Genomic DNA, 16,195 nt, shown 5'->3' on the forward strand with positions numbered 1-16,195 from the left:
TCCAACTAGCCCCGAGAGCGAACAACGAACATTCGCCTACCGCTCCTCCTGCGAATTTGCTGCGCATCAAAAAATATCTGCATTCCGGCACCGGCTCTACCGCGGACAACGACTGAATAGAAGGCACAAAGCGGTCCTTCGAAGTCGTCTCCCCGGTGCCATGCCCTCACCCGGTTGTTCATAATTTCCCGACAATCGACAAACATCCTTCCCCTCCCCACCCCAACAAATCCCTTGTCCGCTCCCCACCAAAAATGCCAATTAGGGCCCTGAAAAGAAGAAAAAGGACATCTCGATGTTTCACGGCAAGGTGCTGGTTGCGCAAGGGGGCGGGCCGACCGCGGTTATCAATCAATCCATGGTCGGGGCGGTGCTGGAAAGCCGCAAGTTCCGCAGCGTGGAGCTGATCTATGGCGCGGTTCACGGCGTGCGCGGTATTCTGGACGAGGATTTTTATGATCTGACCCAGGAAACCACCCACAATCTGGAAATGGTCGCCAACACCCCGTCCTCCGCGCTCGGCTCGACGCGCGACAAGCCGGACCTGAAGTACTGCCAGGAGATTTTCAAGGTCCTGCGCGCCCACGAGATCGGCTATTTCTTTTATACCGGCGGCAACGATTCCTCTGACACCGTGCGCATCGTCAACGATGAAGCCCGCAAGGCCGGCTACGATCTGCGCTGCATCCATATTCCGAAAACCATCGACAACGATCTGGTCGAGAACGACCACACGCCGGGCTTTCCGTCCGCCGCGCGCTATGTCTCCCAGGCGTTCATGGGCATCAATCTCGACAACGCCGCCCTTCCCGGCATCTATATCGGGGTGGTCATGGGCCGCCATGCCGGCTTTTTGACCGCCGCCTCGGCTTTGGGCAAGAAATTCTCGGATGACGGGCCGCATCTCATCTATATGCCCGAGCGCACCTTCGACATCGATCAGTTCATTCAGGACGTCCGCGAGGTCTACAACCGGCTTGGCCGCTGTGTCGTTGCGGTCAGCGAGGGCATTCATGATGCGTCCGGCGAGCCGATCATCTCCAAACTGAGCCAGGAGATCGAACGCGATGCGCACGGCAATGTGCAGCTGTCGGGAAGCGGCGCACTCGCCGATCTTTTGACGCAGAAGGTCAAGGATGCGCTGAACGTGACGCGGGTCCGGGGCGACACGCTCGGCTACATCCAGCGCAGTTTTGTCGGCTGTGTCTCCGATGTCGACCAACATGAAGCCCGCGAAGTCGGCGAAAAGGCGGTTCAATACGGCATGTTCGGCGACCGCGATGGCTCGGTGACCATCAAGCGCACCGGGCATTACTCGGTCGACTATGAGCTGGTACCGCTGGAAGCCGTGGCCGGGAAAACCCGCACGATGCCCGATGCGTTCATCTCCGCCGCCGGCAATGATGTCACCGATGAATTCCGCATGTACCTGCGCCCGCTTCTCGGCTCCGGCATGCCAGACGCCCATCGCCTCCGCCCCAACAAGGTGCCGAAGATCCTGGCCGCAGGGTCTTAAGGGACAGCAAAGCAGCGAACCGTTGCACCCCGTCTCCCCCTTGAGGGCGAGACGGGAACAAGCGGCGGCCTTGGATTATCTCCGGAGTCCGCAGTGTTCGGGATTTCTCCCTCGGCCAAAGCCCTTGGAATCAATCCACCCGCGGAAAGACGCCCGTTTTCTTCACAAAGCCATAGACGAAGCTGGAATCGATCGAGGCGATGCAGCCGATAGGGTGGATGCGGTGGCGGATGAAATCCTCGTAGGCATCAAGCCCGGAGACGACGACCCGCAGCTGGTAGTCGGTGACCCCTGTCATCACGACACATTCCAGAACCTCGTCCATCGCCATGACCCGGCTTTCGAAATGCTGGACGTCTTCGGCGTTGTGCCGCTCAAGCCGGATGCGCACGAAGACGGTGACCGGCAGGCCGTAGGCCTTCGGGTCAACCTCGGCCGTATAGCCCTTGATCGCCCCGCTCGCCTCCAGGATCTTCACCCGGCGCAAACACGGCGACGGCGACAGGTTCACCTTGGCGGCGAGTTCCTGGTTGGTCATGCGGCCATTTTGTTGCAGTGCACGGATGATTTGACGGTCTTTCGCGTCCATTTCGAAGCCCTGTTAGCAGATTATGCCAATAACTAATCTTCTGATGGCATAATTTGAAATCAATTGCCATCGCCCTCGGCCCATCATGTCTTCAATTCAACGAGGGGACTTTCATGACCGATCATCTCAAGGGCTTTGCCACCCGCGCCATTCACCACGCCTATGATCCGCTGCAAAACGAGGGTGCCCTAACCCCGCCGCTACACCTGACCTCGACCTTTGCCTTCGAGAGCGCGGAAGCGGGCGATGAAATGTTTGCAGGCGAGCGCGCCGGTCATATCTATTCGCGCATTTCCAACCCGACGCTGGACCTTCTGGAACGCCGGATTGCACTGCTGGAAGGCGCGGAAGCCGGGCTGGCGCTGTCGTCGGGCATGGGCGCAATCACCGCGACCCTCTGGACGCTGCTGTCACCGGGCGATGAAATCATCGTCGACAAGACGCTCTACGGCTGCACCTTCGCCTACATGCATCATGGCCTGTCGAAATTCGGCATCACGGTCACCCATGTGGACCTGACCGAGCCGGAAAACCTGGTCCCGGCGATCAGCGGTAAGACGCGGGTCGTCTATTTCGAAACCCCGGCCAATCCGAACATGCGGCTCGTGGATATTGCGGCTGTCTCCAAGATCGCCCATGAGGCGGGCGCCACCGTGGTTGTCGACAACACCTATGCGACCCCCTACCTCACCCGCCCGATCGAACTCGGCGCGGATCTTGTGCTGCATTCAGCCACCAAATATCTCGGCGGGCACGGCGATGTCGTCGCCGGCCTGATCGCTGGCCGGGCCGAACAGGTTCAGGAAATCCGCCTCGTCGGCATGAAAGACATGACCGGCGCCGTCATGGCACCGTTCAATGCCATGCTGATCCTGCGCGGCCTGAAAACACTCGCCCTGCGCATGGACCGCCACTGCGCCTCCGCCCAGCCGGTCGCCGAGTGGCTGGAAGCCCATCCGTCCGTTGGCGAGGTCTACTTCCCGGGCCTGACAAGCTTTGCACAGCATGATCTTGCCAAGCAGCAGATGGTCAAACCGGGCGCCATGATCGCGTTTGAGCTGAAAGGCGGGCTGGAAGCCGGCCGGTCCATGATGAACCGCTTGCAGATGATCGGACGCGCCGTGTCCCTGGGCGATGCGGAAACCCTGATCCAGCACCCGGCGACCATGACGCACTCGACCTATACGCCTGAAGAACGGGCCGAACATGGCATTACAGATGGTCTTATTCGTTTGTCCGTTGGCCTGGAGGACATTGAGGACATCCTGGCGGATCTTGACCAGGCGCTGTCAGGTGTCCCTGCATCGATGGCCGCTTAAGGCTTAGGGTGTTCGGGCGACGCCGGATTTGACCCTTCTGAGCGGGATGGAGCTTTCGATATTGGCAACGCCGGGCACCTTCGTGAGCTTGCCGGTCAAAAACGCTTCAAAGGCGGCCAGTCCAGTGGTCGCCACCCGCAGGAGGTAGTCCCGGTTGCCAGTCATCAGCCAGCAATCGACCACCTCCGGGAAAGCCTGAATGGCGGCTTCGAACTGGTCAAGCGCCGCATCGACCTGCTTGTCCAGCTGCACGGAGACGAAGACAGACACTTCGTAGCCGAGTTTCATCTCGTCGATCAGCGCGCAATATCCGGTGATGATGCCCTGATCTTCGAGCTGTCGCAGCCGGCGGGCAACGGGTGTTGCACTCAGCCCGATCCGCTCTGAAAGGTCCTGTATCGAAATACGGCCATCCCTGCGCAATTCGCGCAGGATCTGAATATCAAATGCATCAAGTGCGCCGGAAGTCACCAATTTCACCCCAATTCATAGTGATAACCGGCAACAAATAGCCTGATGTGGCGAGAGATCGCAAGAAACCAACTGAGGTATCGCGCTATATTTGCGCTACGGCATGCCTTTGCGGGAGTTTGGCAGAATGAAAACCACCCATCTGAAGACCATTGAACAACGCCTTTTGTGGTTGTCGCACTGGATGATCCATCACGCAAACCACATCCGACCAAAGGTCGATGGCATCAAGATCGGCGGACACCAGGCCTCATCAGCGTCGATGGTCTCGATCATGACGGCCCTCTACTTCTCCGCGCTCCGCCCGGAAGACCGGGTCGCGGTCAAACCGCATGCCTCGCCCGTGTTCCATGCGATCCAGTATCTGATGGGCAATCAGACCCGCGAGAATATGGAGAATTTCCGGGGCTACGGCGGCGTGCAGAGTTACCCATCCCGCACCAAGGATGTCGACGATGTCGACTTCTCAACCGGCTCCGTCGGCCTTGGCGTTGCCATTACCTCCTTTGCCTCCCTGGTTCAGGATTATATCGCCGCCAAAGATTGGGCGGGCGACCAGCCACTCGGCCGCATGGTGGCGCTCGTGGGGGATGCCGAACTCGACGAGGGCAATGTCTACGAAGCGCTTCAGGAAGGCTGGAAGAACGATCTGCGCAACACCTGGTGGGTGATCGACTACAACCGGCAATCACTCGATGGCATCGTCCGCGAAGGCCTGTTCGAGCGCGTTGAAAAGATCTTTGATGCCTTCGGCTGGGACGTCGTGCGGGTCAAATACGGAGCTTTGCAGCGTGCGGCGTTTGAGGAACCGGGCGGCGACAAGCTCAGAAGCTGGATCGATGCCTGCCCGAACCAGGAGTATGCCGCCCTCACCTTCATGGGCGGCGCGGTTTGGCGCAAACGACTGATGGACGACCTCGGCGACCAAGGCGATGTCAGTGCCTTGATCGACCGCCGCAGCGATGCCGAACTGGCAGCGTTGATGGAAAACCTCGGCGGCAATTGCGTAGAGACGATGGCTGAAACCTTCGCGTCGATCACCCACGACCGTCCGACCTGCTTCCTCGCCTACACGATCAAGGGGTGGGGCACCCCGATTGCCGGGCACAAGGACAATCATGGCGGCCTGATGAACAAGGCCCAATTCGCCGATTGGCAGGCTCATATGGGCGTTCCGACAGGCGCTGAGTGGGAGCCCTTCGCAGCCGTTGATCATCCAGAAGATCTGCAGGCTTTTCTGCAAGACGTGCCGTTCTTTGCCCGCGGCACGCGCCGGTTTTCAGACGCCAAGCTGAATGTGCCGGACATCTCCCTCGACACGGCGAAGTCGACATCAACGCAGGCAGCGTTCGGCAAGATCCTCGATGATCTTTCCAAAGGTGACAGCGCGCTGGCAGAGCGGATCGTGACCACATCGCCGGATGTCACCGGGACCACAAGCCTCGGCGCCTGGGTCAACCGGCGCAAGCTCTTTGCACGCGCCGCGCAGGCTGATGCGTTCATTGAGCACCGGATCCCGTCAACGGCCAAATGGGAATTTACGCCGGACGGCCAGCACATTGAGCTTGGCATTGCCGAGATGAACCTGATGCTGCTCCTGGGCGCAGCAGGTCTATCCCATTCCCTGTTCGGCAAACGTCTCATTCCGATTGGGACTGTATACGACCCCTTCGTCTGCCGCGGTCTCGATGCCTTGAACTACGCCTGCTATCAGGACGCCCGCTTCATTCTGGTTGGCACCCCCTCCGGCGTTACCCTGGCACCGGAAGGCGGCGCGCACCAGTCGGTCGGCACGCCCCTCATCGGCATGAGCCAGGATGGTCTGGCGGCCTTTGAACCGGCCTTTGCCGATGAGCTCGCCGTTATCATGCAATGGGCCTTCGAATACGTTCAGCGCGATGGCGATGGCCAACCGGACGAGCGCACATGGCTGCGCGATGAGACCGGAGGATCTGTCTATCTGCGTTTGACCACCAACCCGATCGAGCAACCGGGCAAGCGGGTCGATGAAGACTTCCGGCAAGGAGCCATTGATGGGGCCTACTGGCTGCGCAAACCCGGTCCGAACTGCGATGTAGTCATTGCCTATCAGGGTGCTGTGGCGCCCGAAGCGATCCGTGCAGCCGGAATGATCGGTGAAGCGCGCCGGGACGTCGGCGTTCTCGCAATCACATCAGCCGACAGGCTGAATGCCGGTTGGACTGCAGCCCAGCGCGCCCGCTCCCGCGGCAGCAAAGCGGCCACATCGCACATCGAAACCCTGATGTCCGGCCTGCCCCGGCACTGCAAGGTCATCACGGTAATCGACGGGCATCCGGCAACGCTGTCCTGGATTGGGGCGGTGGGCGGCCACCAGACGATCCCGCTGGGCGTGGAGCACTTCGGCCAGACCGGCACCATCGGCGATCTCTACCGGCACCACGGTCTGGACGCGGCAGCCATTGTCGAAAAAGTGCAAGGCCTGACAGAAGGAAGACCGGCACCCAATTACGGATTGGCTGCCGAATAGCTGCTTGCTTTCGGCCACCACAAACGCTCTTAATTTCCGTTTATCCCACGTTTAGCGTTTCAGATATCCCCTGAAACGCCGGCGTTATTCGGCAAAAATTGCCGAATCGCCTAATATGAACGCAAGGTGAATGCCGGATTCAGGGTGAGTAAAGGTGCGTTCCGCCATTCTCCGTCCATACCTCAGCGCCCCACGTGATCCGGGGCCAGGACATGGGAACGGGGACTATGAACAAGTTTGCTTACGCAACCGTCGCAGTGGCCGCAGTGATCGGCGCAGGATTGACTTTCGAGTTGGTGATGCCCACTCCGCAAGACAGTGAATTGCGCCGGGTCGAATGCCAGGCCCTCACCATGTTCACCCCTTCCCGCACCAAGAGCGCCGATGAACTTTGCGAAAACTACGGCGGCGTTGCCTTGAAGGATGCTGAGCCGAGCAAAGAAGGGCTGGTGATCCTGGTGCGCAACCAGCCAGTTGGCGGTTTCGCAGGCAACCCGAAGGTTCAATAACCGCTTTCAGACGTGGACTGCGCTCCCGAGACGGTATGCGCAAACGCTTCGACATCTTCCTGGACATTATGAAGGTCAAGCGCGCCCAGCCGGTCCATCGGCTTAGCAGTCGCATCGGCAACTTCCCGAGACATTACAACGGCATGGCCGCCGATCTTGCCATACTCCCCAAGCCTCGCGGCGATGTTGGCAGCGCTTCCGATGACCGTGAAATCGAGCCGCTCCCGCGACCCGACATTGCCGTAAGTGACCTCACCATACGCGATGCCGATCGCAGAGGTGAGCGGATGATGGTCGGTCCCCGCGACATCGGCCAGTTTCTCGACAATCTGTTCCGCGCTTTCAACCGCTTGAGCACAGGCCCTTTGATTGCCCTGACTGGCCGGAAAGATCGCCAGCACCGCATCCCCGATAAATTTCAGGACCTCGCCCTCATGAGCATTCACAATGTCGGTGGCGACTTCAAAAAACCGGTTGAGCTCCCGCACATAAGCTTCCCGGCCAAGCTCTGTTTCAAGCCGGGTGGAGTGCCGCAGGTCGCAAAACAGGATCGCTGCGTCAATGACATCGCCATCTCCGCGCCGAATCTCCCCGCCAAGAACGCGGGCTCCGGTCCTTTTGCCCAGATACGTCTCGAGCAGGGAGGTCGCATTGGATGTGAGCGCGAACACCTCGAACAGGCGGCTGATCAGGGCCGAGCATTCAAAAACCAGTCCGAGATTGGCGGTCGTAAAGCCGTTCGGATGATCGCTGGCAAGGGTCAAAACATTGACGCGGCCGTCCGAAAACGGCAACGGCATGGCGACATAATCCGTCACGCCTTGTTTGCGGAAATCCTCCATAACAGGGAAACTGAACTCATCGGGGTTGGTGTCGAGTTTTTGCCGGATCCCGCCCAGCCCATCAGCTACATGCCGGAGCGGGCTTTCCTGAAAAATCGGGCTTTCCATGAGCTCATAGGAAGGCTGCCGGCTTTCAATGGTGTCCCCTTCCCGGTTCCAGATGATGTGCCGGCCGGCAATCATGGGATGAAGCGACCAGACGAGAACACTCATTCGCCAGACTGCAACGCCATCAGCGACCAACCGCTTGCCCAGCGCAGCCAACAATTCTTCAGGAGACTTGGCCGTCCAGGCCTCGCGCAAAAGCCAGTCTACGGTCGGGCCGGAGATATTGCCGCCAAGGATCGTGTCGATCGCCGATCCGTTCCGGGTCACCTGCAACCCGTCTGCCGGCATGAAAGCAAGGCATCCGTCCACGGCCTGTCCTTCCGGCAGGGCATTGGGATAGCGCCAGGCCCCGTTTTCCAGAACGCGATCGCCAACATGGACATGACTGTAAGAAGCCGTTCCCTTGAACGGGCAGAACGTCCTGTGTTCGAAGGCCGGTTCCAGTTCCGCGGCAATGTCTTCTTCTGGAAAATAGACCACCGGCGGCAGCCGCGTTTCATACATCACCCGGGCGCGATTGGAGCGCGCGAGGATCTCACCGCCAAGCGAGGCGACGGTTTCCCCAGCAAGTGGCTCCACCACGATGGTGTAGTCGTTCGACGTCAATTGAGGGCGCGCTGTCATGCCGGAAAGATAGAAACGCGCCAGAGCAATGTCCAGCAATCCAGCGATGCGGGTCCGCAGGCAGGTTTGTTTCGGTTACTCAGCTGCAAAGAGCTTGGCGGTCATGGCAAGACTCGCCCCGCACGGCTCTTCCGCTTCACCGCTGCTCTCTTCCCCGGCGCCTTCCTGTGGGCGCAAATTCACAAAGTCATAGAGCTTACGATCAAGCAGATGCGATGGCCGGGTGTGGCCGAGCGCGCGGGCCATAACACCCAGACGGCCCGGAGTTTCTCTTTCCCAGGCTTGGAGCATGCGTTTCACTTCCTCACGCTGCAGACCGTCTTGGGAGCCACATAAGTTGCATGGGATGATCGGGAATTCCATGCCGTCGGAAAACTTCTGGATGTCGCGCTCCGCCGCATAGGCAAGCGGGCGCAAAACCAGAAGATCGCCTTCATCGTTGATCAGCTTGGGCGGCATCGACGCGAGTCGCCCGCCATGAAACAGGTTCATGAAAAACGTTTCAAGAATATCGTCGCGGTGGTGACCGAGGACGATGGCCTCACAGCCCTGCTCCCGTGCCACGCGGTAGAGAATGCCCCGGCGCAAACGCGAGCACAGCGAACAATAGGTTCGATGCTCCGGGATCTTGTCGGTGACAATAGAATAGGTGTCCTCGCGCACGATGATGTGGTCGATGCCGTTGTCTTCAAAGAACTTCGGCAGGATCTCCGGCGGAAAACCCGGCTGGGCCTGGTCGAGATTGCAGGCGACCAGATCTACCGGCAGCAGCCCGCGCCACTTCAGCTCGATCAAAACCGCCAGGAGCGTGTAGCTGTCCTTGCCACCGGACAGACAGACCAGCCACTTTGGCCGGCTGGTCTCCGATGCCCCCTCCGGCACCATCCCGAAATCGCTGATGGCTTCGCGGGCCTGACGCAGAAGCCGCTTGCGCAGTTTCTTGAACTCAACGCTCGACGGCGCTTTGCGCAAAAGCGCTGGAACGTCGATGTTCGTGCTGTCGGCAATGTCGTTCATGATCTGATGCCCTGGGACCCTGTCCTGAAACAATTGACGGCTGACATACCGGATTGCGGTCTCAAGGCCAAGAACTCTGGGCGGATTATTCCCCTCCATCATCGACCACCCAGTCCTGAAGCAATTTCCCGGTTGCCAGAGCTGTCATAAATGACTAGTGGTTTATATGTTATGTAATAACATTACATATCTTGTAAAAAGAGGTTTATCGTGAAGTTTCATTCGTCTGCAGGTCTTCTCCAAGCAACTGCTCTCAAGTTGGGTTTGGCTCTGACTCTTTTCGCTGCTGCGCCTGTCGCAGCTAGCGAAAAGGCGCAATCAAAAGACCACACTCACAGTCACTCTCACGGGTCCCATTCCAAGAAGTCAGAAATCTACAAAGGCTACTTTGAGGATGATCAGATTGAGAACCGGTCCCTCTCCGATTGGGCGGGAAATTGGCAATCGGTCTATCCGTATCTGACTGAAGGGACACTGGACCCGGTCATGGACCACAAGGCCGAACACGGCACAAAAACTGCCGGTGAGTACAAGGACTATTACCTGATCGGCTACAAAACCGACGTCGATTCCATCGAAATTGATGGAGATATCGTCCGCTTTGTCAAAGACAGCGGAACCGCTAGCGGCGCCTATACCTATGACGGCTACGAAATCCTGACCTACAAAAAGGGCAATCGTGGTGTTCGCTACATCTTCCAAAAAGTGTCAGGCGATGAAAGTGCGCCGGAATACATCCAGTTCAGCGACCACAAAATTTCACCGGCAGCAGCAGATCACTACCACCTTTACTGGGGAGACGATCGGGCAGCCCTTTTGAAAGAAGTGACCAACTGGCCAACCTACTACCCAGCTGAGCTGACCGGTCAGCAGATTGTGGAAGAAATGGTGGCCCACTAAACCGTCTCTCCACGGCGCCCTTGAAAATACATCCCCGCCACCGTGGCGGGGACGTAACTGCATAAGACCCAGCGCCAAAAGAAGGTCAAAAGTCCGGAATCTCAATTCCGTATTTGGCATAAATTTCGCCGAGAACACCGGAAGCTTTCAACCCACGCAAATAGATATTCAGTTGCTCAACGGTGATCGGAGCGTAGGGAAAAACGACGAATTGCCGATTGTAGGTGTGGTCCGGCTGGTCAGCGAATATCTGCAGTTTGGCGTAGACTTCTGGCTCGGATACCGAAACCCAATTGAGAAACGTTTCGCTCGCAATGCCTTTGTCAACGCGGCCATATTCGACGAGCTTGAGCACACCACTTTCATTACTGACAAGGCTTACATTCGGCATCGATCCGAGTTTTTCAGCATCAAAGTCTGAAAATGCATAGTGAAACCCCATCACGGCACCGATCTGAGCGGTGGCTTCCGTCGTTTGGGTCATGCCTTTCAGCTGAAAAAACAGATCCTTGCCATTGGTGAGATTGACACTTGGCTTGCCACCACGCTGCGCCCATCCCCAAAGGACGTCATTGTAGGCGATAAGATGAAAATCATCTGTCTGATGATTGGCAAGCAATCGCTTGGCTGGAACGAGACTCGGCGTGAAAGTGAAGTCGTCCTGATGATCGTTAAGGGCGGCCAAAACATCGTAGATCAGACCGCGTTCTTCGCTCCCGCTGAAGACCAGTGGGGGTTGAATCGATGTCAAACCAACGTTGACAATGGTTCGCGCTGACAATTGCCCTGACCACAAGACAATTGCGATGAAAAGAAAGAAGCGAAATACCATTCAATGCCTCGTCCGGTGAAACCGAATGAAAATTCGCGGCCTGCTGCCATTGGGGATTAGGCCGCTCAATTCGGGCATCAGATTTTCTTTTTCAAGGAGAGCCGTCAAGGTCCGTAATCGAACGAATACGTTTACGCAAAACACGGCCCTACCGATCGGTACAAATCTATCGAGCCGCCATGCTTTGGAAAACAATTTTCCGCCACAAAGAAAAAGGGCTGCCCGAAAGCAGCCCTTAGGTGTTTTGTATTCGGCGCTAGGTTTAGCGCGAATAGAACTCGACCACCAGGTTCGGTTCCATCTGCACCGGGTACGGCACATCTGAGAAAGCCGGAACGCGGGAGTAAGTTGCAGTCATTTTTGCATGGTCTGCATCGACATAGTCCGGCACGTCACGCTCAGCGGACTGGACAGCTTCCAGAACGATAGCGAGTTGCTTGGACCGTTCACGAACTTCAATCACGTCACCCGGACGCAGCTGGTAGCTCGGGATGTTGACGCGCTTGCCGTTGACCTTCACGTGACCGTGGTTGATGAACTGACGGGCAGCGAAAACGGTCGGTACGAACTTCGCACGGTAAACGACTGCGTCGAGACGGCGCTCCAGCAGACCGATCAGGTTCTCAGAGGTATCGCCTTTCAGACGGGACGCTTCTGCATAGACCTTGCGGAACTGTTTCTCGGAGATGTTGCCGTAGTAGCCTTTCAGCTTCTGCTTTGCGCGCAGCTGAACACCGAAGTCGGACAGTTTGCCTTTACGGCGCTGACCGTGCTGGCCTGGGCCGTACTCACGACGGTTGACCGGGCTCTTCGGACGGCCCCAGATGTTCTCGCCCATCCGGCGGTCGATTTTGTATTTAACGCTATGGCGCTTTGACATCGCGGTTTCCTTTAAACTTCGCGTTGTTTTTCTAACAAGGAAACGCGCCCTCCTTCTTCTGATCATCCGCAGCAGCGAGCGATCAGATCGACAGGGTTTCAACAGACGGCGCCGGCTGAAAACCCACGGGTGCGTAAACCGGCCAGATCAGATCCAGCCAGATCGCGCGGAATTACCGGTTCGGCTATCAAAAGTCAATGCCACCTGCCTGTTCGCGGCGGATTTCTTTCAGTTTCTAGGATTTACCGCCGGACACGACCGGTAAGAACGGGCTGCAATCGACATCCTCACCGATCAGTGATGCCCATACGTAATTTTCATGTCAAAATTAATGAATACATTTAGAAAATTTTAATTGCAGTTTTTCACTATGCCCGCCAATCACAACCATAAGAATAATTGCCAGTGAAATCTGCAACTCGGCCCCTTTCAGGGCCTCATCGATTTTTCGTATTGTGAAGACATTAGTAGGTAGACATGTTCTCGCCCTCACATTCCGAACCAGAGGATGATGGCCCCGAGCCGGTTCCCGGCCAGCCGCCCATCAAGCACATATTAGACAGCCTGGATTATGCCCTTCAGCCGATTGTTGATGTCGGTACCGGTGTTGTTTACGGCTACGAGGCGCAGATCCGCAATTGCAGCCGGGCTGGCGCCAGTTCTCCAGATGATCTTCTCAATCAGGCCAACGCACAGGGGTTTCTACCGCACCTGGAAACCGCCCTCTTGCGCAAAGCCGCGACCAAATTCATGGCGCTACGGACCGCCAAGGGCACCAAACTCTTTTTTAAACTGGACGGCCGCGGTCTCGGTGAAAACGAAGACCCGCGCATGAACATGGACGCAATCCTGGTCGAATACGGATTGCAGAAAAGCCAGATATGCCTTGAGTTTTCCGGCCGCCATCAAGAAACCCTGAGTGATGTCTCCCACCATGCGCTGAGCGACCTGCGCCAATCAGGCTTCATGATTGCCCTGGATGATTTTGGCCGCGGGTCATCAGAACTGCGTCTTCTTCACGATATGTCTCCGGAATATGTCCGGATCGACCGGTTTTTCCTGAGCGGTATCGACAGCGATCCACGCAAGAAGCTCTTCGTCACGACGGTCGCAAATCTTGCCCACGTTTTAGGCGCCCGAGTCATCGCAGAATGCATTGAAACGGAACGCGAATTCCGCGCCTGCCGGGATGCCGGTTGTGACCTGGTTCAGGGGTATTTTATTGCAAAGCCCTCGGCCGCCCCCGGATCAGCAAAGCTTTTCTACGACCACATCCGCGCCGACACGCCGAATGGAAAACGCAAGGAAGAGCAATGCCGGATACGCAATGAGCTGTTGGAGTTGCCAACCGTTCAATTCGATTCGTCCATGAACGATCTTCTGGATCTTTTTGTTCACAATCAGGATGCCAGCATCATTCCTGTTCTGGATGCCAACCAGGAACCGCGCGGCATTATCCATGAACGCGATTTGAAAGCTTATCTTTACGCCGGAGGGCCGGATGACGAAGACGCCAAGGCGGCGCTCGACTTTCCATTGCGGTCATTCGTGCGGGCCTGCCCGATCGCGGATATCGATTCCAATGCGGACATGCTGCTGGTGACGTTTGCCTCCTCGATCAACTCCGATGGCATCATCATCACGCAGAATTTCCGTTACACCGGGTTCCTCTCGGCAACCTCCCTTTTAAAGATCATTCACGAGAAGCGTCTGCAGGAGGCGCAAGATCAAAATCCTCTTACTGGCCTTCCCGGAAATGGCGCGGTGAGCCGGTTCATATCGAAATCTGCCTGCACGACGGCATCGGACCGGCACATTTGTTACATCGATTTCGACAACTTCAAGCCGTTCAACGATACGTACGGATACCGTCAGGGCGACCGCGCAATCATTCTCTTCAGTGAACTTCTGCAAAAACATGTAACCGGCAACAATTCGTTCCATGGGCATATCGGCGGCGACGATTTCATGGCAGGGTTCCTGACCGGCGATCAGATGGAAATCGCAACGAGAATGCGGGCTCTGCGACGCGCGTTCCGGACCGATGTTGAAAGCTTCTATCAGCCGGAACACCGCGAACAGGGCTTCATGCGCGCGCAGGACCGCTATGGGACGATGCGGGACTTCCCGCTTCTGCAATGCTCGATCTCGATCCTCACCCTGCCAAAGGGAGTCCCGGCAAGCACCGGATTGATTACAGAGGAAATCGGTCAGCTGAAGGGCGCAGCCAAATCTACGGATGATGGCATCGCACTCAAGACCCTGGCAGCCTGAAACCGCAACCGCGGCACCTGATTAAGTTCGGTTTTACAACTGATCATACGTCCGGCATAAGCGCCAGACCAAAACCGGCGAGAAGCCGCTCGATTGCAGGTTTCCGGGTCCCTGAAGTCAAAATGGCAAGGTCGGCGGTTTCAGATGGGGCTGATGCCAGATCCGATCCCAGAACGCGTACCAACTGGCGCGCGATCGCCTCGGCCGGGTCCAGCCAATCGACGGGCCAGGGTGCGATTTTCCGGAACCGGTTCGCCAAAAACGGATAATGGGTACAGGCCAGAACAATGATATCTGTCCGCTGGCCATTTTGCTCCAGAAAACAGTTCGAAATCTCCTGTCGCAGTGCCTCGTCAGACACCGGTTCACCGCGCAGATGCTGTTCGGCGAGTTCTGCCAGATTATCAGAGCCCACGAGCCTGACATGGCACTGCGCGGCAAAACTCTCAATCAACGAGCGGGTATAAGCCCGCCGAACCGTGCCAGGTGTCGCCAGCACCGAAATCAGACCCGAGGCCGTCCGCTCTGCTGCCGGTTTGATCGCCGGGACCGTTCCGATAAACGGCACATTTGGAAAAGCTATACGCAATGCCTCTCCACCAAGCGTGAAGGCGGTGTTGCACGCGATCACGACCGCCTTTGGATCATATTCCTCGATCAGCCTGGCAAATTGGTCCTGTAATCTGACAAGAAGTTCTGCTTCCGGCCAGCGACCAATTGGAAAAGCCGCATCGTCCGCCACATAAAGAAGGCGCTCATAGGGAAGCAGGTAACGTGCCTCACGAAGAACCGTGAGCCCGCCTAACCCTGAATCATAAAAGAGCACTGGCCGGACATCACCCACGGGCACTTCCTCAGGCTTCTGTCTCGTCGACGTCACGGGTCTTGCGCGGACGTGTTTCCCGACGCTCCAGCGCAGCTATCACGCCCCGCAAGGTGCGGACTTCCTGTTGGCTGAGTTCTGCCTTTTGGAAGATGTTGCGCAAGTTCCGCACCATATGTGGGCGGCGCTCCGGCGGACGGAAGAAACTCACTTCGTCAAGAGAGCTTTCTAGGTGTTCGAACATCCGCAAAATGTCGTCCTTGGACGCCGGCGGATGCTCTTCCTCTGACAACAAGAATGGCAATTCACCTTTGCTCGCTGTTTTCCGCCACTCGTAGGCGCAGACGAGAACAGCCTGAGCAATGTTCAACGATGCAAAATCCGGGTCGACTGGCAAGGTGACGATTTCGTCGGCAAGCGCGACTTCCTCGTTGTTCAGCCCCCAGCGTTCACGGCCGAACAAGTAGCCGACACCATGCTGGCGCTCACCAAGATCCACGGCCTTGACTGCTGCTTCATCCGGGCCGCGGACAGGTTTTGGCACCTCGCGCGATCGGGCTGTTGTTGCATAAACGAAATTCAGATCGGCAATCGCAGCTTCCGTGGTTTCGAAGACCTGAACCTTGTCGATCACATGGTCTGCCCGGCTGGCTGCAGCGCGCGCTTTTTCACTTGGCCAGCCATCGCGCGGATTGACGATACGAAGGTCAACCAGGCCGAAATTGGCCATCGCCCGGGCGGCTGTTCCGATGTTTTCGCCCAGCTGTGGCTCACATAGGATCACAGCAGGCGGCCGCGCAGTAATTGCCCGCGCTTCATCTCTGATTTTTGCGTTTTTGCTCATGAAGCGGGATTTAGCCGAACGGCGGAAACTTTTAAAGCCCCTGCATTCCCAACCCGCACCGGAGTCAATCGGAGCCGCATCGAACGATGTCTTGAGATCTCTGGAAAACAAACTCCAAACAATCAACGCCGACACACC

At 57.3% G+C, this 16,195-nt stretch carries 14 protein-coding genes; 6 read left to right on the plus strand and 8 right to left on the minus strand.

Annotated features, from left to right (window positions below):
* Nucleotides 1-295 precede the first annotated feature (295 nt).
* The gene (locus ACVDG4_RS11740; protein WP_040450794.1) at nt 296-1,516 is read left to right on the plus strand and encodes a 6-phosphofructokinase; all 1,221 of its coding nucleotides are present in this window, start codon (nt 296-298) and stop codon (nt 1,514-1,516) included.
* Nucleotides 1,517-1,646: 130 nt separating this feature from the next.
* Here ACVDG4_RS11740 and ACVDG4_RS11745 read toward each other — a convergent pair whose 3' ends face one another.
* Nucleotides 1,647-2,105, minus strand: coding sequence for an Lrp/AsnC family transcriptional regulator (locus ACVDG4_RS11745; protein WP_447235213.1), 459 nt, complete (start codon nt 2,103-2,105; stop codon nt 1,647-1,649).
* 113 nt (nt 2,106-2,218) lie between these two features.
* Between ACVDG4_RS11745 and ACVDG4_RS11750 the strand changes: the two genes are divergently transcribed.
* Nucleotides 2,219-3,424: a methionine gamma-lyase gene (locus ACVDG4_RS11750; protein WP_447235214.1), complete on the plus strand. Its 1,206-nt coding sequence runs from the start codon at nt 2,219-2,221 to the stop codon at nt 3,422-3,424.
* A gap of 3 nt (nt 3,425-3,427) precedes the next feature.
* Here the strand turns inward: ACVDG4_RS11750 and ACVDG4_RS11755 are convergent, their stop codons facing one another.
* On the minus strand, nt 3,428-3,895 hold the full coding sequence (locus tag ACVDG4_RS11755; protein WP_306150079.1) for an Lrp/AsnC family transcriptional regulator: 468 nt from the start codon (nt 3,893-3,895) through the stop codon (nt 3,428-3,430).
* Between the two features lie 127 nt (nt 3,896-4,022).
* On the opposite strand from ACVDG4_RS11755, the gene ACVDG4_RS11760 reads away from it, so the two are divergent.
* Both ACVDG4_RS11760 and ACVDG4_RS11765 read left to right on the plus strand, forming a co-directional pair.
* Nucleotides 4,023-6,404: a thiamine pyrophosphate-binding protein gene (locus tag ACVDG4_RS11760; RefSeq protein WP_447235215.1), complete on the plus strand. Its 2,382-nt coding sequence runs from the start codon at nt 4,023-4,025 to the stop codon at nt 6,402-6,404.
* A gap of 227 nt (nt 6,405-6,631) precedes the next feature.
* On the plus strand, nt 6,632-6,913 hold the full coding sequence (locus ACVDG4_RS11765) for an antitermination protein (protein ID WP_428524361.1): 282 nt from the start codon (nt 6,632-6,634) through the stop codon (nt 6,911-6,913).
* Here ACVDG4_RS11765 and ACVDG4_RS11770 read toward each other — a convergent pair.
* Nucleotides 6,907-8,526: a DUF427 domain-containing protein gene (locus ACVDG4_RS11770; protein ID WP_447235216.1), complete on the minus strand. Its 1,620-nt coding sequence runs from the start codon at nt 8,524-8,526 to the stop codon at nt 6,907-6,909. The genes ACVDG4_RS11765 and ACVDG4_RS11770 overlap by 7 nt on opposite strands.
* Nucleotides 8,527-8,562: 36 nt before the next feature.
* The gene (gene ttcA / locus ACVDG4_RS11775) at nt 8,563-9,504 is read right to left on the minus strand and encodes a tRNA 2-thiocytidine(32) synthetase TtcA (protein ID WP_447235217.1); all 942 of its coding nucleotides are present in this window, start codon (nt 9,502-9,504) and stop codon (nt 8,563-8,565) included.
* A gap of 210 nt (nt 9,505-9,714) precedes the next feature.
* Between ttcA and ACVDG4_RS11780 the strand changes: the two genes are divergently transcribed.
* Entirely contained in the window at nt 9,715-10,404 is a 690-nt protein-coding gene (locus ACVDG4_RS11780; protein WP_447235218.1) for a ZinT family metal-binding protein, read from the plus strand.
* An 85-nt stretch (nt 10,405-10,489) separates the two neighbouring features.
* Here the strand turns inward: ACVDG4_RS11780 and ACVDG4_RS11785 are convergent, their stop codons facing one another.
* Together ACVDG4_RS11785 and rpsD are read right to left on the minus strand one after the other, a co-directional pair.
* Nucleotides 10,490-11,236 carry a transporter substrate-binding domain-containing protein gene (locus tag ACVDG4_RS11785; protein ID WP_428524355.1) on the minus strand — a complete coding sequence of 249 codons (747 nt, stop codon included), beginning with the start codon at nt 11,234-11,236 and terminating at the stop codon, nt 10,490-10,492.
* Nucleotides 11,237-11,498: 262 nt separating this feature from the next.
* Entirely contained in the window at nt 11,499-12,116 is a 618-nt protein-coding gene (gene rpsD, locus ACVDG4_RS11790) for a 30S ribosomal protein S4 (RefSeq protein WP_133946670.1), read from the minus strand.
* Nucleotides 12,117-12,593: 477 nt separating this feature from the next.
* On the opposite strand from rpsD, the gene ACVDG4_RS11795 reads away from it, so the two are divergent.
* Nucleotides 12,594-14,390 carry an EAL domain-containing protein gene (locus ACVDG4_RS11795; RefSeq protein WP_447235219.1) on the plus strand — a complete coding sequence of 599 codons (1,797 nt, stop codon included), beginning with the start codon at nt 12,594-12,596 and terminating at the stop codon, nt 14,388-14,390.
* A 43-nt stretch (nt 14,391-14,433) separates the two neighbouring features.
* On the opposite strand, the gene murI is transcribed toward ACVDG4_RS11795, so the two are convergent.
* Complete coding sequence (gene murI / locus ACVDG4_RS11800; RefSeq protein WP_447235220.1) at nt 14,434-15,234, minus strand: glutamate racemase; 801 nt, start codon at nt 15,232-15,234, stop codon at nt 14,434-14,436.
* Nucleotides 15,235-15,244: 10 nt separating this feature from the next.
* Complete coding sequence (locus ACVDG4_RS11805) at nt 15,245-16,057, minus strand: RNA methyltransferase (protein WP_409692489.1); 813 nt, start codon at nt 16,055-16,057, stop codon at nt 15,245-15,247.
* Between the last annotated feature and the right edge of the window lie 138 nt (nt 16,058-16,195).

It is taken from the genome of Roseibium sp. MB-4, assembly GCF_053005265.1.

Coding starts and splice junctions, on each gene's coding strand:
- ACVDG4_RS11740 (WP_040450794.1), top strand. CDS start 296: ATGTTTCACGGCAAGGTGCTGGTTGCGCAAGGGGGCGGGCCGACCGCG.
- ACVDG4_RS11745 (WP_447235213.1), bottom strand. CDS start 2,105: ATGGACGCGAAAGACCGTCAAATCATCCGTGCACTGCAACAAAATGGC.
- ACVDG4_RS11750 (WP_447235214.1), top strand. CDS start 2,219: ATGACCGATCATCTCAAGGGCTTTGCCACCCGCGCCATTCACCACGCC.
- ACVDG4_RS11760 (WP_447235215.1), top strand. CDS start 4,023: ATGAAAACCACCCATCTGAAGACCATTGAACAACGCCTTTTGTGGTTG.
- ACVDG4_RS11765 (WP_428524361.1), top strand. CDS start 6,632: ATGAACAAGTTTGCTTACGCAACCGTCGCAGTGGCCGCAGTGATCGGC.
- ttcA (WP_447235217.1), bottom strand. CDS start 9,504: ATGAACGACATTGCCGACAGCACGAACATCGACGTTCCAGCGCTTTTG.
- ACVDG4_RS11785 (WP_428524355.1), bottom strand. CDS start 11,236: ATGGTATTTCGCTTCTTTCTTTTCATCGCAATTGTCTTGTGGTCAGGG.
- rpsD (WP_133946670.1), bottom strand. CDS start 12,116: ATGTCAAAGCGCCATAGCGTTAAATACAAAATCGACCGCCGGATGGGC.
- ACVDG4_RS11795 (WP_447235219.1), top strand. CDS start 12,594: ATGTTCTCGCCCTCACATTCCGAACCAGAGGATGATGGCCCCGAGCCG.
- ACVDG4_RS11805 (WP_409692489.1), bottom strand. CDS start 16,057: ATGAGCAAAAACGCAAAAATCAGAGATGAAGCGCGGGCAATTACTGCG.